A 23,573-nucleotide genomic window follows, 5' to 3' on the forward strand; every position below is an offset into this window, starting at 1 on the left:
AGGAGGTCAGCATGCTTGCATTGCGCGCCATATCCCTCGTGATGGCAGGTTTCTTTGCTTCGGGGGCCGGAGCTGCCGATGGGCTGATTGCGGTACAAAGCCCGTACAGTGTCAAGGAAACGATTGACCGTTTCGAGACGGCCGCCAAGTCTCGGGGCATCTATATCTTCCTGCGCCTCGATCACGCGCAGGGCGCGAAGAAGGTCGGCAAGGACTTGCGGTCGACCGAGCTTCTGGTGTTCGGCAATCCCCAGGGCGGCACCCCCTTGATGGAATGCGCGCAGACTGCCGGTATCGACCTTCCGCTCAAGGCCTTGGCCTGGCAGGACGCGACTGGGCAAGTGTGGCTTGGCTACAACGATCCGAAGTATCTCGCATCGCGCCATGGCGCCGACAACTGCGGCCCCGTCGTGGAAAACATCTCCAAGGCGCTGGGCGGCATGACGCAGGAGGCGATTCGGAAGTGAGCGCGCTCGTCCGTCTTGGCCTCACCGTCAGGGCAGTGAAGCGCCTGTTTTGCTCCGCCTGCGCCATACTGGGGGCAGCATGTTCAGAGACAAGGCGCCAATGTCCACAGAGCCTGCGAATCGGCAATCGAGGGCGGTACTGACGAACGCTGCGATCACGCCGTAGTGTCAGCAGCCGTCCATATGCCAGTTCAACCGCCATGCAGCGCGTCAATCAACGGGCAGGACACATGGCCCTCATGCGCACAGCATTCGTTCACCAATTTTGACAGCGCCTGTTCCATCCGCATAAGGTCGTTCAGGCGGGTGCGAACATCGGCCAGCCGCAGTGCGGCAAGGTCGGCTGCTTCACTGCAATGGGTGCCGTCCTCCAGCTTCAGCAACTCCCCGATTTCATCGAGGCTGAATCCCAGCCGCTGCGCCGCCTTCACGAACTTCACCCGCGCCACGTCGGCGCTGCAGTAGCGTCGAATGCTGCCGTAGGGCCGGTTCGGCGTCGGCAGCAGCCCTTTGTGCTGATAGAAGCGGATCGTCTCCACGTTGACCCCGGCTGCCTTGGCGAAGGCGCCGATGGTCAGGCTTTCCAAGGTGTTTTCCATTCCGCTTGACTCCGTAGTTGACTACGGAAGTAACGTTACTCCAACGAGCAAATCCTCGAAAGGAGAACCTGATGTCGGAATCGCAAGACGGGCGCGGCGCCCTCGCCGCCGGCGGGCTGGCCGCCATCCTCGCTTCGACCTGCTGCCTGGGGCCACTGGTTCTGGTCGCTCTGGGCTTCAGCGGTGCCTGGATCGGCAACTTGACCGCACTGGAACCGTATCGCCCGATCTTCATCGGCGCGGCGCTGGTGGCGTTGTTCTTCGCCTGGCGACACATCTACCGGCCGGCAACTGCCTGCAAGCCGGGCGAGGTGTGTGCGATCCCGCAGGTTCGCACCACCTACAAGCTGATTTTCTGGATCGTGGCAGCGCTCGTTCTGGTCGCGCTCGGATTTCCCTACGTGTTGCCTTTCTTCTATTGATCGGGAGTTCACCATGAAAAAACTGCTTGCCTCCCTTGCGCTCGTTGCCGTCACCGTTCCAGTGTGGGCCGCTACCCAGACCGTCACGCTGGCCGTGCCCGGCATGACCTGCGCCGCTTGCCCGATCACCGTCAAGAAGGCGCTCTCCAAGGTCGAGGGCGTCAGCCAAGTCGATGTGACCTTCGAGAAGCGCGAAGCGGTCGTCACCTTTGATGATGCCAAGGCCAGCGTCCAGAAGCTGACCAAAGCCACCGAAGACGCGGGCTATCCGTCCAGCGTCAAGCGCTAAACCGGGAGCGATGCCATGAAACCGATTGCGCGTATCGCCGACAAAGCCGGGGCATTGGGCACCCTCGTCTCCGCGATGGGCTGCGCAATGTGCTTTCCCGCACTCGCCAGCCTAGGCGCGGCCATCGGGCTGGGTTTTCTCCAGCAATACGAAGGCTTGTTCATTTCCAGGCTGTTGCCATTGTTTGCTGCATTGGCGCTTGCGGCCAACGCGCTCGGTTGGCTACGCCACCGGCAATGGCACCGGAGTCTGCTGGGTATGGTCGGTCCCGCCATCGTTATCGTGGGCGCGGTCTGGCTGCTTGGCACCGCTTGGATGCGGCCCCTGGTCTATACGGGGATCGCCTTGATGGCCGTCGTTTCGGTCTGGGATTTGGTATCTCAGGCCAACCGCCGCTGCGGTCCTGACGGCTGCGAACTGCCCGCGAAACACGGCTGACTGGCTTGCGCCACAACGAATTGAAAGGAATGACTTCATGACACAGTTGAAGATCACCGGCATGACCTGCGACTCCTGCGCGGTCCACGTCAAGGAAGCACTGGAAAACGTGCCTGGCGTGCAATCGGCCGAAGTGTCCTACACCAAGGGCAGCGCCCAGCTCGCCATCGCGGCCGGCACTTCACCCGATGCCCTGATCGCGGCTGTCGCCGGACTCGGCTACCGCGCGGCGCTGGCCGATGCGTCGAACGCGCTTCCCAAAGGCGGACTGCTCGACCGCATGCGCGATTGGGTCGACGGCGGCGACAAGGCCAGCCACGACGGCGGCCTGCATATTGTCGTCATCGGCAGCGGTGGGGCCGCGATGGCGGCGGCGCTGAAGGCCGTCGAACGCGGCGCACGGGTGACGCTAATCGAGCGCGGCACCATCGGCGGCACCTGCGTCAATGTCGGCTGCGTGCCCTCGAAGATCATGATCCGCGCCGCCCACATCGCCCACCTGCGCCGCGAAAGCCCGTTCGATGGCGGCATCCAGGCGAACCCGCCGCTGATCCTGCGCGAACGGCTGCTGGCCCAGCAGCAGGCGCGCGTCGATGAGTTGCGCCATGCCAAGTACGAAAGCATCCTGGACGGCAACCCAGCCATCATGCGGCTAGCGGGCGAAGCCCGTTTCAAGGACGGCCGCAACCTCACCGTGCGGCTGAACGAGGGCGGCGAGCGCGTGGTTTCGTTCGACCGCTGCCTGATCGCCACCGGCGCGAGCGCGGCGGTGCCGCCGATCCCAGGCCTCAAGGACACGCCCTACTGGACTTCAACCGAGGCGCTGGTGAGCGACACGATTCCCGCACGCCTAGCCGTGATCGGCTCATCGGTAGTGGCTGTTGAGCTGGCGCAAGCCTTCGCCCGGCTTGGGGCCAAGGTCACGATCCTGGCGCGCAGCACGCTGTTCTTTCGCGAAGACCCGGCCATCGGCGAAGCCGTGACGGTGGCGTTTCGCTTGGAGGGCATCGAGGTGCTGGAACATACGCAAGCCAGCCAGGTCGCGCACGTGGACGGCGAGTTTGTGTTGACCACCAACCATGGCGAACTGTGTGCCGACCGGCTGCTGGTGGCGACGGGCCGCACACCTAATACGCGCAGCCTCAACCTCGAAGCCGCCCGGGTGGCGGTGAACAAGCAAGGGGCCATCGAGATCGACCTCAGCATGCGCACCAGCGCCCCGGACATCTACGCCGGCGGCGACTGCACCGACCAGCCGCAGTTCGTCTACGTCGCGGCGGCGGCTGGTACCCGCGCCGCGATCAACATGACCGGCGGCGACGCGTCGCTGGACCTGACCGCCATGCCAGCGGTGGTGTTCACCGACCCACAGGTCTCTACCGTGGGCTTGAGCGAGCAGGAGGCGCACCACGCCGGCATCGAGACCGACAGCCGCACGCTCACCCTCGACAACGTGCCGCGCGCGCTCGCCAACTTCGATACGCGCGGCTTCATCAAGCTGGTGATCGAGGAAGGCAGCCACCGTTTGATCGGCGTGCAGGCGGTGGCCCCAGAAGCGGGCGAGTTGATCCAGGCAGCGGCGCTGGCGATCCGCGCGCGCATGACGGTGCAGGAACTGGCCGACCAGTTGTTCCCGTATCTGACGATGGTCGAGGGCCTGAAGCTCGCCGCGCAGACCTTCAGCAAGGACGTGAAGCAGCTATCGTGCTGCGCTGGATAGCAAAAGCTAAGAAGGTTGCGCCCCCTCAGGACGGTGAAAGGCGCATCCTTCTCAGCCTGCCCCATACGAGGAACAGCATGGTCAGAGTTAAGGTGCCAATGCCCACGGAGGCCGCGAATCGGTAATCGACGGCTGGGATGATAAACGGCAGCAGGCCCACGGCGAGCGCCGGCGGCACGTGCAGATCGAATAATCGCAAGATTAGGATGCCGCATGCCGCGCTGGAGATCACCGCCAGCGGGGCGCCCCCGAACGTCGTGACCAGTGCAACCCCGATCAATGCGCTCAGGGTACACGCGACCGGCAGCAGCAGCGGCTTCTTGACCCAAGGGCAAACGTCCGCATGGGCAAACATTTCAAAGCCGATCACGATAAGCGGCGGGAACAGGATCAACCGCCAACCCGTGGCTTCGGCCAGAATCGCCGTGCCTACCAGAAACACCAGAAAGAACGGGAGCCACGAGTAGGTGCTTGGAGTTTCCTCGGTAACGTCATCGGCCACATCGGAGGCGGTTCGCACCGGCGGTAGCGGGACGAAGCGAGGCCAGACAAGGGAGATCGCGGCGAGCAATATCAGGCCGACCAGCAACGATGCCGGGTAGTACCAGCTTGTGATGTTGAGTGAGATTGGCAGCACGCCCGCCGAAATGGCCGGGGCAATCGATGACTTCAATATGCGGATGATGAGCATCGCGGCTGCGGTCGCCAGCAGGATCGGCACGATCCCGCTGCCCATGCTTCGGGCGAAGATCGTGCCTACCAGCCCGGTAAGAAGCGGTGTGAGAACCAGCATCCCCGGCGCTTTGGCCCAGGTGCCGTGCGGTCGCTTGATGATGTCATGGGCCAGGGCGCCTAGTTCGGGAAAAAGAATGTAGTGAACATGCGTGGCCGCCGCGATCCACGCGATGACACCCATGTAGAGCGCCGTCAGCAACTCCCCAAAGAATCCCCACGGCAGCGACGATCGCCGTATACCAAACAATCTCATGCCTTCCATCCACGACATCCATTTTCTTGAAGGCCCACCTCGGGCAAGTGATGGTTGACTCCAAGGTGGGGCGCCGTACTTATTTCGTCCCTATCGGCAGAGCGTAGGACGCAAAGGCCGCGTCCACGGGTGTGTCGAACAGGTGATTGGTGTAGTTCGAGATCGTCTTGACGGCGATGGCGAGCACCACCTGTAGAGCCTGCTGCTCGCTGTAGCCCGCGTCGGTGAAGGTCTGCAAACTCGCCTGCGACGGATTGCCCCGCGTCTGCACCATGTCCTTGACGAAGGCGGTAAGGGCGTGCAGCTTCGGGTCATCCATCGGCGTGCCCTCACGGATTGCCTGGAGCGCCTGCGGCGGCACCTTCGATACCTTCTCGGCGATCATGCTGTGAGCGGCCACGCAGTAGTGGCAGCCGTTTTCCCGACTGATGACCAGCAGCACGACTTCCTGCTCGGCCGGCGTGAAGCCGGATTCCTTGCGGAACCAGTCATACCCATGGAGGTAGGTCGAGAGCGCGCCAGGGGCGTGGGCCATTTCTCCATACATGTTGGGAACAAATCCCTGCTTCCTGCGCGTGTTACTCAGGAACTCGCGGCTCCTTTCAGGGGCGGTGTCTTCGGTAAGAAGAGGCAGTGTCAGCTTGGCGTTCATGGAGTGCTCCTAAGTGGAAATATTCCGGCTTCCAGATTGGGTTTGATGATGGCGAAGTTGGGCGAGACGTCGAAGTCGCGCGGGGCGAACAGGCTGTGGTGCCGCACATGAAGAATCTCGGCCACACAGCCGGGGCACATCGGGTCCTGCGACGGCACGGTCTCGATCAGCGGCAGGATCGGATAGCGAATCGACTGGAAAGCTTGGGCGATCAGCGTCGAGCAGATGGCGCGGGTGGGGTCGCCGCTGCCCAGGCCGAGCATGCGACGGCGCCAACGCACCGGCACCGGCGGCGTGGGCAACAGATATCGGGCCAGGTCGATCACGTTCTTCAAGTCGTACTGATGGCCCAGCCGAGCCACCGCCGTGCCGACCAGGGTGTCAATCTCGGCAGCGGTCAGGCCCACGGGCCGGCACACTCGGGTATGCAGATCGGCGAACTCGGCCACGCTGACCAGACGCACGCCTTCGCGTAGATCGGCTTCAAGAAAGCAACGGGGCCGCCCTTCGGCATCGGTCGGCCTGCCGGCCGTGCCGACAAACAGTGCCGCGTGCGACCAGGTGGATTGGGTCAGGTACTTGATGGCCACGCTGACCCGGCTCTGACCTTCGACCAGCAGCACGTCGCCGGGCTGCAGGCACGCCATGAGAAGGTCTGGATCGGTCGGCGGGGCCACGCTATGCACATGGTGGGGCCGACTGAGGTAGCGGCTCAGTCCTTCTCCACAGCGGCGCGCGATGCTGTCCAAGATGTTTCCCACGGCGTCACCCTGTCGAAACGAAGGTGAAATTCGGGCGCGGCATGGCTCAGAACCTCGTCGTCAGTTGTGTGAGCCAGGCCGGTGAATGTTCCACAAGCCATGCTTCCATCGGCTTGTCGGCGCCTGTCAGGATCAGGGCGGCCAGGGCAAGCATGATCGCGCCCAACAGGACTTTCCCGGCCTTGCCGGCGTGCAGGAGCTTGGATCGCGTGCGGCCGATCGCGCTGCGCGACACATAGGCCAGTGCAACCAGGGGCAATGCCGCGCCGATACCGAACACCGCCATCATCGAGCCTGCTTGCGCCAGGTTCGTACCCTGGCTGGCCAGAACGATGGCCGCGCCAAGCGTCGGCCCCACGCAGGGACTCCAGACCAGCCCCAGCACTAGGCCCACCACGAACTGCCCCGTCAGCCCGTCCAGTTGGACACGCGCAAGCAGGTCGTTCCCGGCATTGCCGATGCCGGCCGTCAGCGACGCAAACAGCTGCTGGAGGGCGCTGGACATGAGCACCACGCCTAACAGTCCCAGGACGGCCGCGCCCACGCCCCGGAAGATCGTTGTGTCGATGCCGAGCGAGGCGCCTGCCCAGGCCAGCGCCGTGCCGACAATGGCATAGGACAGAGCGAGGCCGCCCGCCAGGGCCAACGGCGCGTGCCGATGGGCGTTGACCGCCGAGCCAATCAGGATCGGTACGATGGGCAGGACGCAAGGCGACAGCGTGGAAAGCACCCCCGCGAGCAGTCCGAGGCCGTAGGAACCGAGGCCGAGCGTCATCAGCGCGTGGTCTTCTGAATCAGGCCCTCGATGCCGGCCTCGGTGGTGTCGCCCACGGAGCGGGCCACTTCCTGGGTGCCTTTGAAGCCTACCAGCGTACTTTGCATGCTGACCTTGAAGGCCCGGACGGTGCTCTTTTCGCTGTCGAAGTCCACGGTCAGCAAGGTCACGTCCTTGTAGGCGGGCTGCTTCATTAGGGTTTCCAAGATCGGCTTCTGCGCCTTGCAGGTCGGGCACCACGTCGCGCTGACGTCCACTACCACGGGCTGGCCAGCCTGCGTCAGACGGTCGAACTCGGCTTGGCTGAACGGTTTGATCTCCCCGGCGCTGGCGATGCTGGCGAACGTGGCAAGAGCGAGAAAGGCGGCGGTCATACGTAGTTTCATGGGCGTAATCCTGAATAAGGGGAGAACCGCCCAAGGCGATGACTCGCGCGGGCGAACACGGTCGCCAAGAGTGACGGCCTCTTCCTAAGAGGCGGGGAGTCGTCAAGATGGTTCGCATCCGAGCGAAAAAAATCTGCGAGGCCGCACTGCGGAATCTGTCCCCGCTTTTGGCAGGGCCAGCTTTTTTGCACATGCGGCGAACCGTTTTGGCGGTTGCGCCCCTCTTATTGGCAGGAGGGAGTAGTGCGGCCGCCCAAGGGGGGCGTCCTCAGCATCTCTCAGTTCTTCCCGTCGCACCGTTCCCAGGTGATAGGAGCGCATCATGTATTGCAGCACTTCTGTTAAAGCGCAATTGGTTCGTGGCGCATTGGCCGTGACATCCATTGCGGGCGCCATCGTTTTAACCCCTAACTTTTGGCCTGCGGCAGGGCTATTTGGTTTGGCCATCTATCTTATGCGCGGGTGTCCCGCCTGCTGGCTCGCGGGACTAATGAAAGCCATTCGGGTTCGCAACGAGCGCAAGTCGCTGCTGTAGCTCGATCCACGAACATGGAGCTACGTCATCTACGATGCTTTCTTGCGGTTGCGGAGGAACTCCACTTCGCTCGTGCCGCCGAACGACTGCACATTGACCAGTCGCCGCTATCCCGTACCATCAAGGAACTAGAGGAAGAACTTAGCGCACGCCTTTTCGTTCGCACCACCCGCAGCACGCAATTGACCCGCGCTGGCCGACTACTCTTGGAGCACGTGCCGCGCATCTTCGCTGCATTGGAGCAAGCGCGCGATAGCGTCAAATCCGCTGCCAACGGCTTTCACGGTCAGTTGCGCATCGCCTTGTCCGATGGTGTGACGCCTTCGCGCTTGCCGGCCTTGCTGGCACGATGCCGTGAAGAAGATCCCGAAGTAGAGATACGGCTGTTTGAAGTGCCACTAGCCCAGCAGATCAAGGGTCTTCACGATGACCTATACGATGCTGGATTTTCGATGGCAGATGACGTGGGTGATGGCATCTTGGTTGCTCCCGCCTGGGAAGATGAATTGATGCTGGCGGTGCCGGCACGCCATCCGGTGCTGGCCTATAAGCGCGTTCCGTTGGAGGAAGTATTGCGCCATCCGCTGGTTCTGGGCGATCCAGCCGTATGCGAGGGCCATGCACGGCAGGTCGAACGTATCCTGCGCAAACATGAACAAGAGCCGTTGATCGTCCAGCACGTCGCCAGCTTCGATCTGATGATGACACTCGTTTCTGCTGGAATTGCATTGGGGTTGGCCGGCACGGCGCACATCACAGGCAGCCGCGAGCCTGGCGTCATAGGTCGGCCGTTAGCGGGACAACCACCGATGTTGACAACCTATCTACTTCGCCGCGACATGGAGCCATGCGAGATGTTGACTCGCTTCATTGAACGAGTTGCTTGCCTCGATTCAACAGATGACATTGGCACTGCCTAAGATTTCCAGAACTGCGATGAAAGGACTGGAGCCATGAACAAATTGCTACCGCTGCTGATGATCGCCGCCGCATTGGCGGCATGCGGTCAATCCCAACCTTCGGAAACTGTGGACTACCTTGTGGCCCATCCTGAGCGCATCAAGGAACTCCAGCGCCAATGCAAGGAGGATCGCGCGAAGGTCGGCGACGAACTCTGCGTGCGCGCGGCCGAAGCCGCCAATCGGCGCTTCTTCGGTGATCGACCCGAGCAGAAATCCAAGTAGCGCCCCTCGCAGTCGCTACGCCGCGACAGAATTCGCGCCGTTACCTCATCACGCCGCAACGCGCTCGCGTTCGCGGCGTTTTTATTGTCTTCGCCCTTGCAAGAAATCTGGCCTTTTCAGCCTGAATTGCCGCCAGAACGGCCTTTGACCGACCTGCGCACGCGCCTTGATCCTCAGTGCTGCGGCACCTCCGTGTGCCGTGATTGGAGACAAGGTCATGCAAGGGACGAACGTGCTGTTCGGTCAGATTGCCGTCGTATTCGGCATCGTGATCGCCGGCGTGTGGGCAGCCACACAATGGACGGCAGCAGCCCTTGGCTATCAAGTACGCCTTGGCTCGCCCTGGTTCGACTTCCTGGGCACGCCGGTCTATCACCCGTGGCGGCTGTTCGAGTGGTGGTTCTTCTTCGACGCCTACGCACCGCGTGTCTTCGACATTGGCGGCGCGATTGCCGGCGGCAGCGGCCTTGTCGCCGTGCTGGTTGCCATCGGCATGTCGATCTGGCGCTCGCGCCAATCACGCCTCGTCACCACCTACGGCTCGGCCCGCTGGGCGAACGCGGAGGACATTCGCAAGGCGGGTCTAACGCAGCCAGCCGGCGTGTTCCTCGGCCAGCATAACCGGCAGTACCTGCGCCATGAAGGCCCAGAACACGTCTTGACCTTTGCGCCCACGCGCAGCGGCAAAGGCGTTGGCCTGGTGGTGCCGACACTGCTTTCCTGGCCCGCGTCCGCCGTCATCCACGACATCAAGGGCGAGAACTGGCAGATCACCGCCGGCTGGCGCTCGCGCTTCTCGCATTGCCTGTTGTTCAACCCCACGGATGCGAAGTCGGCGGCCTACAACCCGCTGCTGGAGGTGCGACGCGGCGCGCATGAAGTGCGCGACGTGCAGAACATCGCGGACATTCTGGTCGATCCCGAAGGCGCGCTGGAGCGGCGCAACCATTGGGAGAAGACTTCGCACGCGCTGCTGGTCGGGGCCATCTTGCATGTGCTCTACGCGGGCGAGGACAAGACGCTGCGCGGCGTCGCCAACTTCCTCTCCGATCCGGCCAGCCCATTCGAGCTGACCTTGCACCGGATGATGACCACGCCCCATCTGGGCGATGGCCCGCATCCGGTGGTTGCCTCTGCGGCGCGCGAAGTGCTCAACAAGTCGGACAACGAGCGCTCGGGCGTCTTGTCCACGGCCATGTCGTTCCTCGGCCTGTACCGCGACCCGACGGTGGCCGAAGTCACCTCGCGCTGCGACTGGCGCATCGCCGATCTCATTTCCGTCGAGCACCCCGTATCGCTGTACCTCGTGGTGCCGCCTTCGGACATTTCGCGCACCAAACCGCTCATCCGCCTGATCCTCAACCAGATCGGCCGGCGGCTCACCGAATCACTCGACGGCAGCGATGGCATCGAGCGCCGCCACAAGTTGCTGCTGATGCTCGACGAATTCCCGGCCTTGGGCCGGCTCGACTTCTTCGAGACGGCACTGGCCTTCATGGCGGGCTACGGCATCCGCAGTTTTCTCATCGCGCAGTCGCTCAACCAGATCGACAAGGCGTATGGGCAGAACCATTCGATTCTGGACAACTGCCATGTGCGCGTGACGTTCGCCACCAACGACGAACGCACCGCCAAGCGCATTTCCGAAACGCTTGGCACCGCTACCGAGCTACGCGCGCAGCGCAACTACGCTGGTCATCGGCTCGCGCCGTGGCTGGGCCACCTGATGGTGTCGCGGCAGGAGACGGCCCGCCCGCTGCTGACGCCGGGCGAAGTCATGCAGCTTCCGCCCGACGAGGCCGTGGTGATGGTCTCCAGCGTCGCGCCGATCAAGGCCAAGAAGCTGCGCTACTACGCAGACAGCAATTTCAAGCGGCGCGTGCTGTCACCGCCTGTGCTCGCTGCCGGGCGCTATGCCGATGTTCCTCCGGTACGCCCCGACGACTGGAGCGGACTGGCGATTCCGCCGACGCCTGCCGCACCGGCTACGTCATCCGCCGATGGCCTGGAACACCTGGGCACGGCCGACGACGGCTGCCCGCGCCGCCAGCCAGAGCTAACTGAGGCCGTCGCCTACGACCCCGAGAGCGCCGCGCCCGCGGCCGACCTCGGCCTGCTCGATGACGACGACGACCTGCCGCTTCCCCTTCCGCGCCAGCTTGATCCGGCCATGCAGCGCACGGCCCGGCTGGCATCCCTCGACCCCAACGACGGAATCGAGCTATGAGCCACTACCGCCTGAACCTCTTTATCCAGCCCGAGCACGCCCAGCGGCTCGATGAACTGGCCGCCAAGAAAGGCGTGTCCAAGTCCAGCATCGTCGCTGCCGCCTTAGCGTCTTGGCTGTCGCCGGACGCGGCCGACCAGCGCGAAGCGGCCATCGCCAAGCGGCTGGATCGGCTGTCGCGCCAAGCCGAGCGCATGGAGCGTGACCAGAACATCGCCATCGAGACGCTGGCGCTGTTCATCCGCTACTACCTCACGGTCAGCACGCCGGTTCCCGAGGCCCACCAAGACGCGGCCCGCGCCCAGGGCAAGGCGCGCTTCGAGCAGTTCGTCGAACAGCTCGGCCGCCACCTGCTGCGCGGGCGCAGCCTCGTGCGTGACGTGGTGGAGGAACTGCATCCCGACCCGATGCGAATGGGGGGCACGGCGGCAGCCGCCCAGGCCCAGGAGCGTGCGTCATGAGCACCACTCCCCAATCCATGACCACTGCGGCGCTTGACCGACGTATCCAGATGCTGCGCACGGCAATGGGGCCGCTGATCGCCGCCGCGCTCGAAGACCCGGACGTGGTGGAAATCATGCTCAACCCGGATCGCACCCTCTGGGTGGATCGCCTGTCCTCGGGTCGCGCCCCGATGGGCGTGGAGATGCCCGAAGCCGATGGCGAGCGAATCATCCGCCTCGTCGCGGCCCATGTCGGTGCGGAAGTGCATCGCGGCCAGCCGCTGCTATCGGCCGAGTTGCCCGAAACCGGCGAACGCTTCGAGGGCATCTTGCCGCCCGCTGCACCGGGGCCGGCCTTCGCGCTGCGCAAGCGCGCCATCGGCGTCATTCCGCTGGAGCGGTACGTCGTGGAGGGAATGATGACGGCCGCACAGGCGGGCTTTCTGGTTCGCGCTGTGCGCGAGCGCAAGAACATCCTGATCGCCGGGGCCACCAGCAGCGGCAAGACGACCCTTGCCAATGCTCTGCTCGCCGAGATAGCCGCCACGGGCGACCGCGTGCTGGTGCTCGAAGACACGGTGGAACTGCAATGCGCGGCCCGCGACCACGTACCGCTGCGCACCCGCGCTGGCGTGGTGTCCATGACCGAGCTGGTGCGCTCATCCATGCGCCTGCGCCCGGATCGCGTGGTCGTTGGCGAGGTGCGCGGCGCCGAGGCGCTGGATCTCATCAAGGTATGGGGCACGGGCCACCCCGGCGGCATCGCCACGATCCACGCCGGCTCCGCACTGGGCGCGCTGCTGCGCCTGGAGCAACTGATTCTCGAAGTGGCGGTGAACCCGCCGCGTGCGCTGATCGCCGAGGCGGTCAACGTGGTGATCCACATCGCTGGGCGTGGGCGCAAGCGCCGCATCGAGAGCATCGCCCGCGTCGTCGGCTTCGACGGCGTGGGCTACCAACTGGCGGACGCACTGGAGACGCCGTTCCCCGAGCTGCTGCCACTTCCCGATGCCGCACCCGCTGCGGCGATTTCCCCGTCCCCTGACCAACCTGGAGAACTGCCATGACGCAGATGATCGTTCCTGCTTTCCGTTTTTCTGCAAATCCGGCTTTGCGCCTGCCCACACGGTCGCGGCTGCACAGCCTGGGTCGCCCTGCGGCGCAAGGGCTGCTGCTGTCCGCGCTGCTGCTGTTTCTGGCCGGCACCGCGCAGGCCGCCGGCTCCTCGATGCCCTGGGAAGGCCCGTTGCAGTCGATTTTGGAGTCGATTCAAGGGCCGGTGGCGCGCATCGTCGCGGTCATCATCATCATCGCGACGGGCCTGGCGCTCGCCTTTGGCGACACGTCGGGCGGTTTTCGCAAGCTGATCCAGATCGTGTTCGGCTTGAGCATCGCCTTCGCGGCTTCGAGCTTCTTCCTGTCCTTCTTCAGCTTCTCCGGCGGAGCTGTCGTATGAGCGGGTCTGACACCTTCGCGGCCGGGTTCGAGGTGCCGCTGCATCGCTCGCTGACCGAGCCGATCTTGATGGGCGGTGCACCGCGCACCGTGGCGATTGCCAACGGCACGCTGGCCGCCGCCGTCGGGCTGGGCCTGCAACTGTGGATTCCGGGCGTGGTGCTCTGGATCGTCGGCCACGCGCTGGCGGTCTGGGGTGCGCGTGTCGATCCGCAGTTCATGGCCGTGTTTGCCCGGCACATCAAGCACCGCCCGCTGCTGGACGTGTGAGGGGACGCCGCCATGCTGAACCTTGCCGAATACCGCCAGCGGCCCGCGCTGCTGGCCGACTGGCTGCCCTGGGCCGGGCTGATCGCGCCGGGCGTCGTCTTGAACAAGGACGGCAGTTTCCAGCGCACGGCGCGGTTTCGCGGGCCTGACCTCGACAGCGCCACGCAAGGCGAGCTGATCGCCACGTCGGCCCGCTTGAACAACGCGCTGCGCCGGATGGGCTCGGGCTGGGCGCTGTTCATCGAGGCCGAGCGCCGCGCTGCGGCCGACTACCCACATTCCGACTTTCCCGAACCGTTGTCTTGGCTAGTGGACGAGGAACGCCGGGCAGCGTTCGAGGAATCGGGCAACCATTTCGAGAGCGGCTACCACCTGACGCTGGTGTACCTGCCGCCCGAGGAATCCCGCGCCCGCGCGGCGGGCATGTTGTACGAGAACCGTCCCACCGAAGGCGTGGACTGGCGCGAGCGACTGACCGCCTTCATCGCGGAAACAGATCGCGTCTTTGACCTGCTTGATGGCGTGATGCCGGAGATTGCCTGGCTGGACGACAGCCAGACGCTGACCTACCTGCACGCGGCTATCTCGACGCGGCGCTACCGTGTGGGCGTACCTGAAGTGCCGTTTCACCTCGATGCGCTGCTGGCCGATGCCCCGCTGGTCGGCGGCCTCGCGCCGATGCTGGGCGACCAGCACCTGCGTATTGCGACAGTGCGGGGCTTCCCGACCTCGACCTGGCCGGGGATTCTGGACGACCTCAACCGCCTGGGGTTTGCGTACCGCTGGAGCACGCGCTTTCTCTGCCTCGACAAATCCGAGGCGGAAAAAGAACTCGCCCGCCTGCGCCGCCAGTGGTTCGCCAAGCGCAAGAACGTCATCGCGCTGCTGCGCGAAACGATCTTCCAGCAGGAAAGCCCGCTGGTGGACACGGATGCCAGCAACAAGGCCGCCGACGCGAACGCCGCCTTGCAGGAGCTGGGCAGCGATCAAGTGGCCTTCGGCTACCTCACCGCCACGGTAACGGTGCTCGATGCCGATCCCGCCGTGGCAGATGAAAAGCTGCGCATGGTGGAGCGCGTCATCCAGGGGCGCGGCTTCGTCACCATCCCCGAAACGCTCAACGCCGTGGATGCGTGGCTGTCCTCGATTCCGGGGCATGCCTACGCGAACGTGCGCCAGCCCATCGTCTCGACGCTGAATTTGGCGCACCTGATGCCGGTGTCCGCCGTGTGGGCCGGGCCGGAGAAGAACGAACACCTCGACGGCCCGCCGTTGATCGTCACGCGCACCGAAGGCGCGACACCGTTCCGGCTGGTGACGCACATCGGCGACGTGGGCCACACGCTGGTGGCCGGCCCGACCGGCATGGGCAAGTCGGTCTTGCTCGCCACCCTGGCGATGCAGTTCCGCCGCTATCGCGGCTCGCGCATCTTCGCGTTCGACATGGGGCGCTCGATGCGCGCCACGATCCTGGGCCTCGGCGGCGAGCACTACGACCTCGGGCTGGATGGCGAGATCGCTTTCCAGCCCTTGGCGCGCATCGACCGCGATGGCTACCGAACCTGGGCCGCCGAATGGATCGAGGGCCGCTTGCTGCACGAAGGTGTCGCCGTCGGCCCCGAAGAAAAGGCGGCGGTCTGGTCGGCACTTGGCAGCCTTGCCGGTGCGCCGGTGGAACAGCGCACCATGACCGGCCTGTCGGTGCTGCTGCAATCGAACGCGCTGCGCCAGGCGCTCGCGCCCTATGTGCTGGGCGGTGCCCACGGCAAGCTGCTGGACGCCGACCGCGACCGACTGGGCATGGCCGACGTGCAAGGCTTCGAGATGGAAGAGCTAATGCACAGCAAGGCTGCGGTGCAGGCGGTGCTGCGCTATCTGTTCGCCCGCTTCGATGAGCGCTTCGACGGGGCGCCGACGCTGCTGATCCTCGATGAGGCGTGGCTGTTCCTCGACGAGCCCGCGTTTGCCGCGCGCATTCGCCAGTGGCTCAAGACGCTGCGCAAGAAGAACGTCAGCGTCATCTTCTCCACGCAGTCGCTCGCGGACATCAAGGATTCGAGCATCGCGCCGGCCATCATTGAGAGCTGCGCCAGCCGCATCTTCCTGGCCAATCCGCAGGCGACAGAACCGCAGATTCGCACGATCTACGAAGGCTTCGGCCTCAACAGCCGGCAGATCGAGATCGTCGCCACCGCGCAGCCCAAGCGCGACTACTACTACCAATCCCGTCTCGGCAATCGCCTGTTCGACCTTGACCTGGGGCCGGCGGTGCTGGCCTTCGCGGGCGCTTCCACGCCGCAAGACCAGCGCGACATCGACGCGGTGCTCACCGTGGCTTCCACCGCTTCTTCCACGTTCGCAGCCGCATGGCTGCGCCACCGCAGCCTCGATTGGGCGGCCGAGCTGCTGCGTGACTTCCCCGGCACGCCGCCGGGCGCCGCCTTTGTTCCCACCCATCCGCAGGAGAACCACCCATGAAAACCCATGCTCCCAAGCTCGCCGCGTTGACCGCCGCCTGCGTGCTCGCCTTCGGCATCGCGCAGCCCGCGCACGCGCTGTTCGGCGTCGGCGACATCGTGCTCGACCCGACCAATCTGGTGCAGAACACGCTCACCGCCGTTCGCACGCTGGAGCAGATCAACAACCAGATCCGCCAGCTCCAGAACGAAGCGCAGATGCTCATCAACCAGGCGCGCAACTTGGCCAGCCTGCCGTCCAGCGTGGTGGGCCAGTTGCGCGCGAACCTGGCGACCACCCAGCGCCTCATCGCGCAGGCCAAAGGCCTGGCCTACGACGTGACGAACATCGACCGCGAGTTTTCGCGCCTGTACCCCGAGAAGTACGCCGCCACGGTGAGCGGCAATCAGATGTACCTCGATGCGCAGGAGCGCTGGAAGAACACGCTCAACGGCCTGCAGACCACCATGCAGATGCAGGCCCAAGCGTCGCAGAACCTGAGCGACGACGAAAGCGTGCTGGCCGACCTCGTGGGCAAGAGCCAGTCGGCGGAGGGCGCGTTGCAGGCGATGCAGGCCATGAACCAGTTGCTCGCCCTGCAGGCCAAGCAGTCGATCCAGACGCAGCGGCTCCAGATCACGCAAGACCGGGCCGCCTCGCTGGAGCTGGCGAGGCAGGCCGCGGCCACGGAGCGCGGGCGCGAGGTGACGCGCCGCTTCCTGGGCGAAGGCACGCCGTACACGCCGCAGCCCGTCCATTTCTACAACCGCTGACGGGGACGGCCATGAAGAACGCGCCCGTCCTGTTCGCTCTCACGTCCCTGTTGGCCGGCTGCGACCGGCCGCCCGCGGTGGATGCACTGGCCGCTGACCCGTCCCGGCTGCACACGCTGCGCGCGCAATGCCGTGCGGGCGAGCACGGCGGCGCGTTCTGCGCGCAGGTGGCGCAAGCCGACCTGCGCCGCTTTCTCTCCGGCAAGGCCGGCCCCGGCGAGTACCAGACGCCCGCCGACCTGCCGCCGATTCCGCCCAGCTTCGATGAGCCCGCCGATGGCAACGGGCCAGGGCAGGAGGACTCGCCATGAACGACGTGACCATCATCGACCGTTTTCTCGATACGTTCTCGCGCTACATCGACTCGGGCTTTGGCCTGCTGCATGGCGAGGTGGCCTTTCTCACTGCCACGCTGATCGTCATCGACATGACCATCGCCGGGCTCTTCTGGGCGATGGGACATGCCACCGGCCAGGGCGAGGACGTGATCGCCAAGCTGATCCGCAAGGTGCTGTACGTCGGCGCCTTCGCCTACATCATCGGCAACTTCAACTGGCTGGCCGGCATCGTGTTCCGTTCGTTCGCGGGCCTGGGCCTGACCGCCAGCGGCTCGACCCTGAGCATGGAGAACTTCCTGCAACCGGGCAGGCTGGCCAAGGTCGGCATCGACGCCGGGGCGCCGATCCTCAAGCAGATCGGCGACATGGCGGGATTTCCTGAGGTGTTCGTGAACATCACGCCCATCGTCGTGATGTTCCTCGCCTGGCTGATCGTCCTGCTGTGCTTCTTCGTGCTGGCGATCCAGCTTTTCATCACGCTGATCGAGTTCAAGCTGACCACGCTCGCGGGCTTCGTGCTGGTGCCGTTCGCGCTGTGGAACAAGACCGCGTTCCTGGCAGAAAAGGTGCTGGGCAACGTGGTGTCCTCGGGCATCAAGGTGCTGGTGCTGGCCGTCATCGTGGGCATTGGCTCGGGCCTGTTCGCCGAGTTCCAGGTGCAGCCGGCCGAGCCATCCATCGACCATTCGGTCGTTGTCATGCTGGCCTCGCTGACCCTGCTGGCGCTGGGCATCTTCGGGCCAGGCATTGCGGCCGGGCTGGTGTCGGGTGGCCCGCAGCTCGGCGCGGGCGCGATGGCCGGTGCCGCGCTGGGCGCGGCCGGCGCTGCGGTTGCCGTGGGTGCAGCGGCCACGGGCGTCGGCGGTGCTGTCGCAGCCGGCGCGCGCATGGCTCCGGCTGCGGCCAAGCTGGCCGGCAGCGGTGCACGTGCCGCCGTCGGGGCCGCCAGCAGCGCGAAGTCGGCGTTTCAGGCCGGCTCCGCGTCCGCTGGCGGTGGCTTCAAAGGCGCAGCCGCCGGCGTGGGCAATGTCGCCAAGACCGGCGCGCAGGCCGCCGGGCAGAAGGTGGCCGATGGCGCGCGCTCGATGAAGGAGCGTGTCGCCGCTGCCTTCCGGCCGGATGACGCCCCTGCATCCAGTGGCCCGCAGAGCGCAGCCGATTCGGCAGCGCCTACCGCTGCCGAACAGCCCGCCTGGGCCAAGCGCCTGCATCGCAGGCAGCAACTGACCCATGCCGCGACGACTGCCGCCCACACGCTGCGCGGTGGCGATGGCGGCAGCTCCAGCCAAGGCCCCAGCCTGCGCGATTCCGACTCATAAGGAGATAGACCATGCGATTCAAAAGACCCCAGGTGCGCTACGCCGACACGTCGCAGCCCGCCACGCCGTACCAAGCCGCAGGCCAGGTCTGGGACGAGCGCATCGGCTCGCCGCGCGTGCAGGCGAAGAACTGGCGCCTGATGGCCTTCGGCTGCCTCGCTCTCGCATTGCTGATGGCCGGTGGCCTGGTCTGGCGCTCGGCGCAGTCCATCGTGACGCCCTATGTGATCGAGGTCGATCAGGCTGGGCAGGTGCGTACCGTGGGCGAAGCCGCCACGCCGTACCGGCCCAGCGATGCGCAGGTGGCCTACCACCTGGGCCGCTTCATCGGCCTGGTGCGCTCGCTGTCCATCGACCCCATCGTGGTTCGGCAGAACTGGCTCGATGCCTACAACTACACCACCGACAAGGGCGCCGTGGTGCTAAACGACTACGCCCGCGTGAACGATCCGTTCGCGCGCATCGGCAAGGAGTCGGTGACGGTGCAGATCACCAGCGTGACCCGCGCCAGCGACACGTCTTTCAACGTGCGCTGGACGGAGACGCGCTACGTCAACGGCGCCCTGGATCGCACCGAGCGCTGGAACGCGGTGATTTCCATCGTGCAGCAGACCCCGCGCACCGAGCAGCGCCTGCGTAAGAACCCCTTAGGCATCTACGTCAACGGACTGTCGTGGAGCCGCGAACTGGAAGGAAACGAAGGAGCAAAACCATGAATGCGATTTTCCGTAAATCCGCCTTGCCGCTGATCTTGCTGGCATCCAGCGTCTTGTTCTCGGGCTGCGCCACGCAGGGCAAGCCGCCGCCGGTCATCTCGCTCGACGAGCCGGTGCAAGCCCAGCCGCTGCCCGAGGCGCCGAAGCCGGTGGAGGTCGTGACCGTGCCCGAGGTGTTGCCGATGCCGGCGCAGATGAAGCCCGTACCGGATGCCAAGTCTGCGGTGGAACCCGCCGATGAAACCGTGCGCGTGGCCCGCGCCAATGCCGAGGCGCGCATCGCGCCCACGCGCGAGGGCTACGTCAATGCGATTCAGGTGTGGCCCTTCACTGATGGCGCGCTGTACCAGGTCTATGCGGCCGTGGGCCGTGTGACGGTGATCGCGCTCCAGCCCGGCGAGGAACTGGTGACGGTCGCCGCTGGCGACACGGTGCGCTGGATCGTGGGCGACACATCGAGCGGCAGCGGTGAGGCGTTGCGCGTCAACGTGATGGTCAAGCCGATCCGCTCGGGCCTGAAGACGAATCTCGTCATCACCACAAGCCGACGCACCTACCTGCTGGAGCTGACCTCGACCGAGAAGACGTGGATGGCGTCGGTGTCCTGGGAGTACCCCAAGGACAAGATGCTGGCCCTGCAGCGCCAGGCGCAGGCGGCCAGCGCCGCTGCGCCGGTCGATGCGGGCCTGTCGCTGGAGAAGATCCGTTTCCGCTACGCGGTCAGCGGCAGCAATCCGCCGTGGAAGCCCCTGCGTGCCTTCGATGACGGTGAGAAGGTCTACATCCAGTTTCCGCCGGGCATTGCCCAAGGCGAGCTGCCGCCGCTGTTCGTGATCGGCGCGCAGGGCGACGGCCAGCTCGTCAACTACCGATTCCGCTCACCGTACTACATCGTGGATCGGCTGTTTGGCGCGGCCGAACTGCGCCTGGGCGGGGACAAGGGCGACGTGGTGCGGATCGAGCGCACGGATGGCACGCGGAGGAACTGACCATGAGCCAGGACGACATTCCCGACCATGCCGCGCCGCAGACCGGCAAGGTGGCGCCCGAGGCAATGGCGCTGCGCGCGCAGCCGCGTCCGGTGACTCGGTTGAATCGGCGCACGCTAGCCATCCTCACCGGCGGCCTGTCGGTCGCCGTGCTTGGGGCCACGATCTGGTCGTTGCAGCCGCATCGGCGCGGCGCGGGCGAGCAAACCGAGCTGTACAACGTGGATCGCGTCTCGAAGTCCGAAGGGCTGGACGGCCTGCCTTCCGACTATTCCAAGCTGCCGGCGAAGGTGCCGGAGCTGGGGCCACCGCTGCCGGGCGACCTCGGCCCGGCCATCGTGAAGTCACAGCAGCCGGTGACACCGGCCTATGCGCCGCCAGGCCACGACCCGGAGGATGCTCGGCGCAAGGAAGCCGATGCCGCTGCGGCCTCGACGGTGTTCTTCCGCTCGGGCAATCCAGGCAAGACCGCTGCACCGGCGACTGCGCAAGCCGCTGCGGCGGGCCCGGCATCGGCCTTGGCGGGCTTTGATCCGCTCGCCGCCGGGCCGGCCTCGACGGCGGCACAAACTCAACAATCCGCGTCCGACCCGACCGCCGTGCAGAACCGACAAGACCAGAAAGAGGCTTTCCTGAAAGGCGCTTCTACGGAAACCCGCAATTCCGGCCAACTGACCCTGCCGGCTTCGCCGTACCAGGTCATGGCCGGAACGGTGATCGCTGGCGCGCTGGTGACGGGTATCAAGTCCGACCTGCCGGGCGACGTGATCGGCACGGTGACGGAGCCTGTCTACGACTCGGCCACGGGTAAGTTCCTGCTGATCCCGCAGGGTTCGCGCCTCATGGGCAAGTACAACAGCCAGGTGAGCTACGGGCAGAGCCGCGTGCAGGTGGTGTGGAACCGCATCATCCTGCCGGACACGTCTTCGCTGACGCTCGACAACCTGGCGGGTACCGACCCGGCCGGCTATGCCGGCCTGGAGGATGGGGTCGATTGGCATTGGGATCGCGTTTTTGCCGGCGCGGCTCTGACCACGCTGCTGGGCGTGGGCGCCGAGCTGGCCGCGCCGCAGAACCGGCAGGACGGCAACCGCGTCATCATCGCCGGACAGGGCAGTTTGCAGGACAGCGTGAACCAGGTAGGCCAGGAGATGACCCGGCGCAACATGAACATCCAGCCGACGTTGACCGAGCGGCCGGGCCTGCCGGTTCGCATCATCGTGAACCGCGATCTCGTGCTTCGGCCGTACCAACCGTTGTTCTTCAACCGGGGAGCGATGCGATGAGCACGACCAAGAAGCTGCGGCTGGGGCCGCTGCCGAAGACCGAGAGTGTCAAGCTGACCTTCGCATGTCCCGCTGGCTTGAAGACAGACCTTGACCGCTATGCCGCGCTACATGCGCAGACCTACGGCGAAACGGTCGATGCGGCGACGCTGATCCCGCACATGCTGGAGGCATTCATGGCGGGGGATCGTGGATTCAGGAAAGGAACGACCGCCAAGGTCGTTCCGCAGAAACAGACCTGACGACCTTGCCGCCACTTCAACGACAAAGCGCAGCCTGAGGCTGCGCTTTGTCGTTCCGGGGGCAGTTGGGCTACTATAGAGAAAGGAGAAAGGCAAGTCGGCCTGCTGTTGGGAAACGTCCCCCGATGCAACGCGCTCCGGCTTTCTTCCTCATCGCTCTTATGTGGCACCTAGCCCACAACGCAGCAGTCAATCCAAACTGCCCGAAACAGAGCTAACCTCGCGTCCCATATAGAGTTTCAAGCCCTGGGCGATTTGCGCTCAGGGCTTGACACGAGCAGTTTTTTATGCCGCCAGGCCGCCCCCAGGCAATAAACACTCCTTGGAGGCCGAGTCCACAAGCAGTGGACAAGCGCTGGAGGTGTACGTCTCTCCACAGAATCCACAAACTCCCGGTCCAGAATCTGCCCGACGACAAATGGGCAGAACAATATGATGGACTTCTTCAGCCAGCACTGGGCGCTGGCCATTGACTGGGTTTCCGTGCATGCGGTGACTCCCGTGGTCAACGCACTCCATATTGCAGAGGCAGCAGGCGATCCGCGCGAGATAGCCGCCGGCATCCTGATCGCGCTGCTGCAGCTGTTTCTGATCGGCTGTGTGATGCGGCCGCTGGAGAGTCTGCTTCCCGCCGAACGCTGGGCCGACCGACGCCACACCACGGTGGACCGCAACTACACCCTGCTCATGCTGCTGGGCCTGTTTCCGCTGTTCAGCTTTTTGATCCTCATGCCGGTCGCCCATATGCTGGGCGGCGGGCCTGCCACCGAGGAGGCCAGCGGCCTCAAGGCCTGGCTGCCCTGGTTTGAAGGCCACCCCTATATATTGTTTGCCGTGTACTACGTGGTCTACGACTTCACGTATTACTGGATGCACCGCGCCCAGCACGTCATTCCCTGGTGGTGGGCCATGCACAGCATGCACCACAGCCAGCGCCAGATGAGCTGCTGGAGCAACGACCGCAGCAACTATCTGGACGGCATGCTGCAAAGCTTTGTGCTGGCCAGCGTAGGTCTGGCCATGGGCGTGGAGCCCTCCGAGTTCGCCATGCTGGGCTTGCTCAGCGAGCTGGTGCAGAACTTCTCCCATGCCAACGTAGCGCTGCGTCTGGGCTGGCTGGGCCAAATGGGCGAGCGCCTGCTGGTCGGCCCACGCTTTCACCGCAATCACCATATGCTGCGCGATGCCGAGCGCCCCGAGCGCCACAACTGCAACTTCGGCCAGGTTCTGCCCTGGTGGGATCAGCTGTTCGGCACAGCCCTCTATCACGACGAGGAACTACGCCCCACGGGCGTGAGCGACCCCGAGGTCGATGCCGACAACGAGCGCGGCCTGATCGCCATGCAGTGGTACACCTTGAAGCGCTTCTGGGGAGCCTTCAGTTGCCGCGCGGGCTGGAGGCTGGGCGATGTGTCCTTCGGCCCGGGCTACCGCCCCATTCATGACGACGATCAAGGCTCTGGCTCTCAATCCGAGCAAGGCGTGCAGACGGCCTCTGCCAAATAGCCAAAAAACAGCCATGCCCCCTGCTATTGGGCATCACGGATAATGCAGCATTCGGCGCCCGCCCAGCACCGGCGCGGCGCCCCCTGTTTTGCATACCGCTGAAGCGATGACCCAGACAAGCACAGAATCCCCGTCGCTGCCCTACTCCCCAGACATGACTGACCTCTCGGCGCATACGCCGATGATGCATCGGCGTAAATCCCCCTGAGAGATTTGATTTCAACGTAAAACCTACGCTAGAACCTACGCCAACCAACCTCCTATTCAGGAGGTTTTTTTATGTCGGCTTCTTTTCGGAGCTGAACAATAAATGCGGCGCCAATGTGGACTCATAGA

Annotated in this window: 28 protein-coding genes; 22 read left to right on the forward strand and 6 right to left on the reverse strand. The window is 64.9% G+C overall.

Annotation, left to right across the window (positions count from 1 at the left end; translation table 11 throughout):
• Window positions 1-11: 11 nt before the first annotated feature.
• Window positions 12-467 (forward strand): DUF302 domain-containing protein, encoded by a 456-nt coding sequence (locus tag JAO85_RS17130; RefSeq protein WP_034112305.1) that lies wholly within the window; start codon window positions 12-14, stop codon window positions 465-467.
• 191 nt (window positions 468-658) lie between these two features.
• Here the strand turns inward: JAO85_RS17130 and merR are convergent, their stop codons facing one another.
• Entirely contained in the window at window positions 659-1,066 is a 408-nt protein-coding gene (gene merR / locus JAO85_RS17135; RefSeq protein WP_034112304.1) for an Hg(II)-responsive transcriptional regulator, read from the reverse strand.
• A gap of 71 nt (window positions 1,067-1,137) precedes the next feature.
• Here merR and merT point away from each other — a divergent pair, with 71 nt between their 5' ends.
• The 4 genes from merT to merA are packed head-to-tail and all read left to right on the forward strand — an operon-like array spanning window position 1,138 to window position 3,935.
• A complete protein-coding gene (gene merT / locus JAO85_RS17140) occupies window positions 1,138-1,488 on the forward strand; it encodes a mercuric ion transporter MerT (protein ID WP_034112303.1) in 351 nt (116 codons plus the stop codon).
• A 13-nt stretch (window positions 1,489-1,501) separates the two neighbouring features.
• The gene (merP, locus tag JAO85_RS17145) at window positions 1,502-1,777 is read left to right on the forward strand and encodes a mercury resistance system periplasmic binding protein MerP (protein ID WP_034112302.1); all 276 of its coding nucleotides are present in this window, start codon (window positions 1,502-1,504) and stop codon (window positions 1,775-1,777) included.
• A 15-nt stretch (window positions 1,778-1,792) separates the two neighbouring features.
• Complete coding sequence (merC, locus tag JAO85_RS17150) at window positions 1,793-2,215, forward strand: organomercurial transporter MerC (RefSeq protein WP_034112301.1); 423 nt, start codon at window positions 1,793-1,795, stop codon at window positions 2,213-2,215.
• A 37-nt stretch (window positions 2,216-2,252) separates the two neighbouring features.
• Window positions 2,253-3,935, forward strand: coding sequence for a mercury(II) reductase (gene merA / locus JAO85_RS17155; protein ID WP_034112300.1), 1,683 nt, complete (start codon window positions 2,253-2,255; stop codon window positions 3,933-3,935).
• Between the two features lie 25 nt (window positions 3,936-3,960).
• Here merA and JAO85_RS17160 read toward each other — a convergent pair whose 3' ends face one another.
• The 5 genes from JAO85_RS17160 to JAO85_RS17180 all read right to left on the reverse strand — a co-directional run bounded on the left by JAO85_RS17160 (window position 3,961) and on the right by JAO85_RS17180 (window position 7,497).
• Window positions 3,961-4,941, reverse strand: coding sequence for an HPP family protein (locus tag JAO85_RS17160; RefSeq protein ID WP_196680222.1), 981 nt, complete (start codon window positions 4,939-4,941; stop codon window positions 3,961-3,963).
• A 61-nt stretch (window positions 4,942-5,002) separates the two neighbouring features.
• Window positions 5,003-5,575, reverse strand: a complete 573-nt coding sequence (locus JAO85_RS17165; RefSeq protein WP_034112296.1) for a carboxymuconolactone decarboxylase family protein — start codon at window positions 5,573-5,575, stop codon at window positions 5,003-5,005.
• Window positions 5,572-6,222, reverse strand: a complete 651-nt coding sequence (locus JAO85_RS17170) for a YiiX/YebB-like N1pC/P60 family cysteine hydrolase (protein ID WP_079760963.1) — start codon at window positions 6,220-6,222, stop codon at window positions 5,572-5,574. The genes JAO85_RS17165 and JAO85_RS17170 overlap by 4 nt, the downstream gene beginning before the upstream one ends.
• Window positions 6,223-6,382: 160 nt before the next feature.
• Complete coding sequence (locus tag JAO85_RS17175; RefSeq protein WP_034112294.1) at window positions 6,383-7,111, reverse strand: cytochrome c biogenesis CcdA family protein; 729 nt, start codon at window positions 7,109-7,111, stop codon at window positions 6,383-6,385.
• Window positions 7,111-7,497 carry a thioredoxin family protein gene (locus JAO85_RS17180; protein WP_034112292.1) on the reverse strand — a complete coding sequence of 129 codons (387 nt, stop codon included), beginning with the start codon at window positions 7,495-7,497 and terminating at the stop codon, window positions 7,111-7,113. Before JAO85_RS17180 ends, JAO85_RS17175 begins: the two co-directional genes overlap by 1 nt.
• Window positions 7,498-7,819: 322 nt before the next feature.
• Between JAO85_RS17180 and JAO85_RS17185 the strand changes: the two genes are divergently transcribed.
• The 17 genes from JAO85_RS17185 to JAO85_RS17265 all read left to right on the forward strand — a co-directional run bounded on the left by JAO85_RS17185 (window position 7,820) and on the right by JAO85_RS17265 (window position 23,237).
• Complete coding sequence (locus tag JAO85_RS17185; RefSeq protein WP_141698137.1) at window positions 7,820-8,032, forward strand: hypothetical protein; 213 nt, start codon at window positions 7,820-7,822, stop codon at window positions 8,030-8,032.
• Window positions 8,033-8,046: 14 nt separating this feature from the next.
• Entirely contained in the window at window positions 8,047-8,952 is a 906-nt protein-coding gene (locus JAO85_RS17190; RefSeq protein WP_034112290.1) for a LysR family transcriptional regulator, read from the forward strand.
• A 33-nt stretch (window positions 8,953-8,985) separates the two neighbouring features.
• Window positions 8,986-9,216 carry an EexN family lipoprotein gene (locus JAO85_RS17195; RefSeq protein WP_034112288.1) on the forward strand — a complete coding sequence of 77 codons (231 nt, stop codon included), beginning with the start codon at window positions 8,986-8,988 and terminating at the stop codon, window positions 9,214-9,216.
• A gap of 217 nt (window positions 9,217-9,433) precedes the next feature.
• Entirely contained in the window at window positions 9,434-11,443 is a 2,010-nt protein-coding gene (locus JAO85_RS17200) for a conjugal transfer protein TraG (RefSeq protein WP_034112285.1), read from the forward strand.
• The gene (locus JAO85_RS17205) at window positions 11,440-11,904 is read left to right on the forward strand and encodes a CopG family transcriptional regulator (protein WP_034112282.1); all 465 of its coding nucleotides are present in this window, start codon (window positions 11,440-11,442) and stop codon (window positions 11,902-11,904) included. The genes JAO85_RS17200 and JAO85_RS17205 overlap by 4 nt, the downstream gene beginning before the upstream one ends.
• On the forward strand, window positions 11,901-12,953 hold the full coding sequence (gene trbB, locus JAO85_RS17210; protein ID WP_034112280.1) for a P-type conjugative transfer ATPase TrbB: 1,053 nt from the start codon (window positions 11,901-11,903) through the stop codon (window positions 12,951-12,953). The genes JAO85_RS17205 and trbB overlap by 4 nt, the downstream gene beginning before the upstream one ends.
• Window positions 12,950-13,342 carry a TrbC/VirB2 family protein gene (locus JAO85_RS17215; protein ID WP_034112278.1) on the forward strand — a complete coding sequence of 131 codons (393 nt, stop codon included), beginning with the start codon at window positions 12,950-12,952 and terminating at the stop codon, window positions 13,340-13,342. Before trbB ends, JAO85_RS17215 begins: the two co-directional genes overlap by 4 nt.
• Window positions 13,339-13,611 carry a VirB3 family type IV secretion system protein gene (locus JAO85_RS17220; RefSeq protein ID WP_034112276.1) on the forward strand — a complete coding sequence of 91 codons (273 nt, stop codon included), beginning with the start codon at window positions 13,339-13,341 and terminating at the stop codon, window positions 13,609-13,611. Before JAO85_RS17215 ends, JAO85_RS17220 begins: the two co-directional genes overlap by 4 nt.
• A gap of 12 nt (window positions 13,612-13,623) precedes the next feature.
• Entirely contained in the window at window positions 13,624-16,089 is a 2,466-nt protein-coding gene (gene trbE / locus JAO85_RS17225; protein WP_034112274.1) for a conjugal transfer protein TrbE, read from the forward strand.
• Window positions 16,086-16,841 carry a P-type conjugative transfer protein TrbJ gene (trbJ, locus tag JAO85_RS17230; RefSeq protein ID WP_019726306.1) on the forward strand — a complete coding sequence of 252 codons (756 nt, stop codon included), beginning with the start codon at window positions 16,086-16,088 and terminating at the stop codon, window positions 16,839-16,841. Before trbE ends, trbJ begins: the two co-directional genes overlap by 4 nt.
• An 11-nt stretch (window positions 16,842-16,852) precedes the next feature.
• On the forward strand, window positions 16,853-17,152 hold the full coding sequence (locus JAO85_RS17235; RefSeq protein ID WP_019726307.1) for a hypothetical protein: 300 nt from the start codon (window positions 16,853-16,855) through the stop codon (window positions 17,150-17,152).
• Window positions 17,149-18,498 carry a P-type conjugative transfer protein TrbL gene (trbL, locus tag JAO85_RS17240; protein WP_019726308.1) on the forward strand — a complete coding sequence of 450 codons (1,350 nt, stop codon included), beginning with the start codon at window positions 17,149-17,151 and terminating at the stop codon, window positions 18,496-18,498. Before JAO85_RS17235 ends, trbL begins: the two co-directional genes overlap by 4 nt.
• A gap of 11 nt (window positions 18,499-18,509) precedes the next feature.
• On the forward strand, window positions 18,510-19,214 hold the full coding sequence (gene trbF / locus JAO85_RS17245) for a conjugal transfer protein TrbF (RefSeq protein WP_019726309.1): 705 nt from the start codon (window positions 18,510-18,512) through the stop codon (window positions 19,212-19,214).
• Entirely contained in the window at window positions 19,211-20,203 is a 993-nt protein-coding gene (trbG, locus tag JAO85_RS17250; protein WP_019726310.1) for a P-type conjugative transfer protein TrbG, read from the forward strand. Before trbF ends, trbG begins: the two co-directional genes overlap by 4 nt.
• Window positions 20,204-20,205: 2 nt before the next feature.
• Window positions 20,206-21,489, forward strand: a complete 1,284-nt coding sequence (locus tag JAO85_RS17255; protein WP_019726311.1) for a TrbI/VirB10 family protein — start codon at window positions 20,206-20,208, stop codon at window positions 21,487-21,489.
• Window positions 21,486-21,731, forward strand: a complete 246-nt coding sequence (locus JAO85_RS17260) for a DUF2274 domain-containing protein (protein ID WP_019726312.1) — start codon at window positions 21,486-21,488, stop codon at window positions 21,729-21,731. The genes JAO85_RS17255 and JAO85_RS17260 overlap by 4 nt, the downstream gene beginning before the upstream one ends.
• A 432-nt stretch (window positions 21,732-22,163) precedes the next feature.
• Entirely contained in the window at window positions 22,164-23,237 is a 1,074-nt protein-coding gene (locus JAO85_RS17265; protein WP_003069342.1) for a sterol desaturase family protein, read from the forward strand.
• Window positions 23,238-23,573 lie beyond the last annotated feature (336 nt).

The sequence above is a fragment of the Comamonas sp. NyZ500 genome (assembly GCF_016772095.1).
In the GTDB taxonomy this organism is placed as follows: Bacteria; Pseudomonadota; Gammaproteobacteria; order Burkholderiales; family Burkholderiaceae_C; genus Comamonas; species Comamonas thiooxydans.

Bases quoted from the DNA above. Each gene is read 5' to 3' on its own strand.
- JAO85_RS17130 (WP_034112305.1), top strand. From the start codon at position 12: ATGCTTGCATTGCGCGCCATATCCCTCGTGATGGCAGGTTTCTTTGCT.
- merR (WP_034112304.1), bottom strand. From the start codon at position 1,066: ATGGAAAACACCTTGGAAAGCCTGACCATCGGCGCCTTCGCCAAGGCA.
- merT (WP_034112303.1), top strand. From the start codon at position 1,138: ATGTCGGAATCGCAAGACGGGCGCGGCGCCCTCGCCGCCGGCGGGCTG.
- merP (WP_034112302.1), top strand. From the start codon at position 1,502: ATGAAAAAACTGCTTGCCTCCCTTGCGCTCGTTGCCGTCACCGTTCCA.
- merC (WP_034112301.1), top strand. From the start codon at position 1,793: ATGAAACCGATTGCGCGTATCGCCGACAAAGCCGGGGCATTGGGCACC.
- merA (WP_034112300.1), top strand. From the start codon at position 2,253: ATGACACAGTTGAAGATCACCGGCATGACCTGCGACTCCTGCGCGGTC.
- JAO85_RS17160 (WP_196680222.1), bottom strand. From the start codon at position 4,941: ATGTCGTGGATGGAAGGCATGAGATTGTTTGGTATACGGCGATCGTCG.
- JAO85_RS17165 (WP_034112296.1), bottom strand. From the start codon at position 5,575: ATGAACGCCAAGCTGACACTGCCTCTTCTTACCGAAGACACCGCCCCT.
- JAO85_RS17170 (WP_079760963.1), bottom strand. From the start codon at position 6,222: ATGGCGTGCCTGCAGCCCGGCGACGTGCTGCTGGTCGAAGGTCAGAGC.
- JAO85_RS17175 (WP_034112294.1), bottom strand. From the start codon at position 7,111: ATGACGCTCGGCCTCGGTTCCTACGGCCTCGGACTGCTCGCGGGGGTG.
- JAO85_RS17180 (WP_034112292.1), bottom strand. From the start codon at position 7,497: ATGAAACTACGTATGACCGCCGCCTTTCTCGCTCTTGCCACGTTCGCC.
- JAO85_RS17185 (WP_141698137.1), top strand. From the start codon at position 7,820: ATGTATTGCAGCACTTCTGTTAAAGCGCAATTGGTTCGTGGCGCATTG.
- JAO85_RS17190 (WP_034112290.1), top strand. From the start codon at position 8,047: ATGGAGCTACGTCATCTACGATGCTTTCTTGCGGTTGCGGAGGAACTC.
- JAO85_RS17195 (WP_034112288.1), top strand. From the start codon at position 8,986: ATGAACAAATTGCTACCGCTGCTGATGATCGCCGCCGCATTGGCGGCA.
- JAO85_RS17200 (WP_034112285.1), top strand. From the start codon at position 9,434: ATGCAAGGGACGAACGTGCTGTTCGGTCAGATTGCCGTCGTATTCGGC.
- JAO85_RS17205 (WP_034112282.1), top strand. From the start codon at position 11,440: ATGAGCCACTACCGCCTGAACCTCTTTATCCAGCCCGAGCACGCCCAG.
- trbB (WP_034112280.1), top strand. From the start codon at position 11,901: ATGAGCACCACTCCCCAATCCATGACCACTGCGGCGCTTGACCGACGT.
- JAO85_RS17215 (WP_034112278.1), top strand. From the start codon at position 12,950: ATGACGCAGATGATCGTTCCTGCTTTCCGTTTTTCTGCAAATCCGGCT.
- JAO85_RS17220 (WP_034112276.1), top strand. From the start codon at position 13,339: ATGAGCGGGTCTGACACCTTCGCGGCCGGGTTCGAGGTGCCGCTGCAT.
- trbE (WP_034112274.1), top strand. From the start codon at position 13,624: ATGCTGAACCTTGCCGAATACCGCCAGCGGCCCGCGCTGCTGGCCGAC.
- trbJ (WP_019726306.1), top strand. From the start codon at position 16,086: ATGAAAACCCATGCTCCCAAGCTCGCCGCGTTGACCGCCGCCTGCGTG.
- JAO85_RS17235 (WP_019726307.1), top strand. From the start codon at position 16,853: ATGAAGAACGCGCCCGTCCTGTTCGCTCTCACGTCCCTGTTGGCCGGC.
- trbL (WP_019726308.1), top strand. From the start codon at position 17,149: ATGAACGACGTGACCATCATCGACCGTTTTCTCGATACGTTCTCGCGC.
- trbF (WP_019726309.1), top strand. From the start codon at position 18,510: ATGCGATTCAAAAGACCCCAGGTGCGCTACGCCGACACGTCGCAGCCC.
- trbG (WP_019726310.1), top strand. From the start codon at position 19,211: ATGAATGCGATTTTCCGTAAATCCGCCTTGCCGCTGATCTTGCTGGCA.
- JAO85_RS17255 (WP_019726311.1), top strand. From the start codon at position 20,206: ATGAGCCAGGACGACATTCCCGACCATGCCGCGCCGCAGACCGGCAAG.
- JAO85_RS17260 (WP_019726312.1), top strand. From the start codon at position 21,486: ATGAGCACGACCAAGAAGCTGCGGCTGGGGCCGCTGCCGAAGACCGAG.
- JAO85_RS17265 (WP_003069342.1), top strand. From the start codon at position 22,164: ATGATGGACTTCTTCAGCCAGCACTGGGCGCTGGCCATTGACTGGGTT.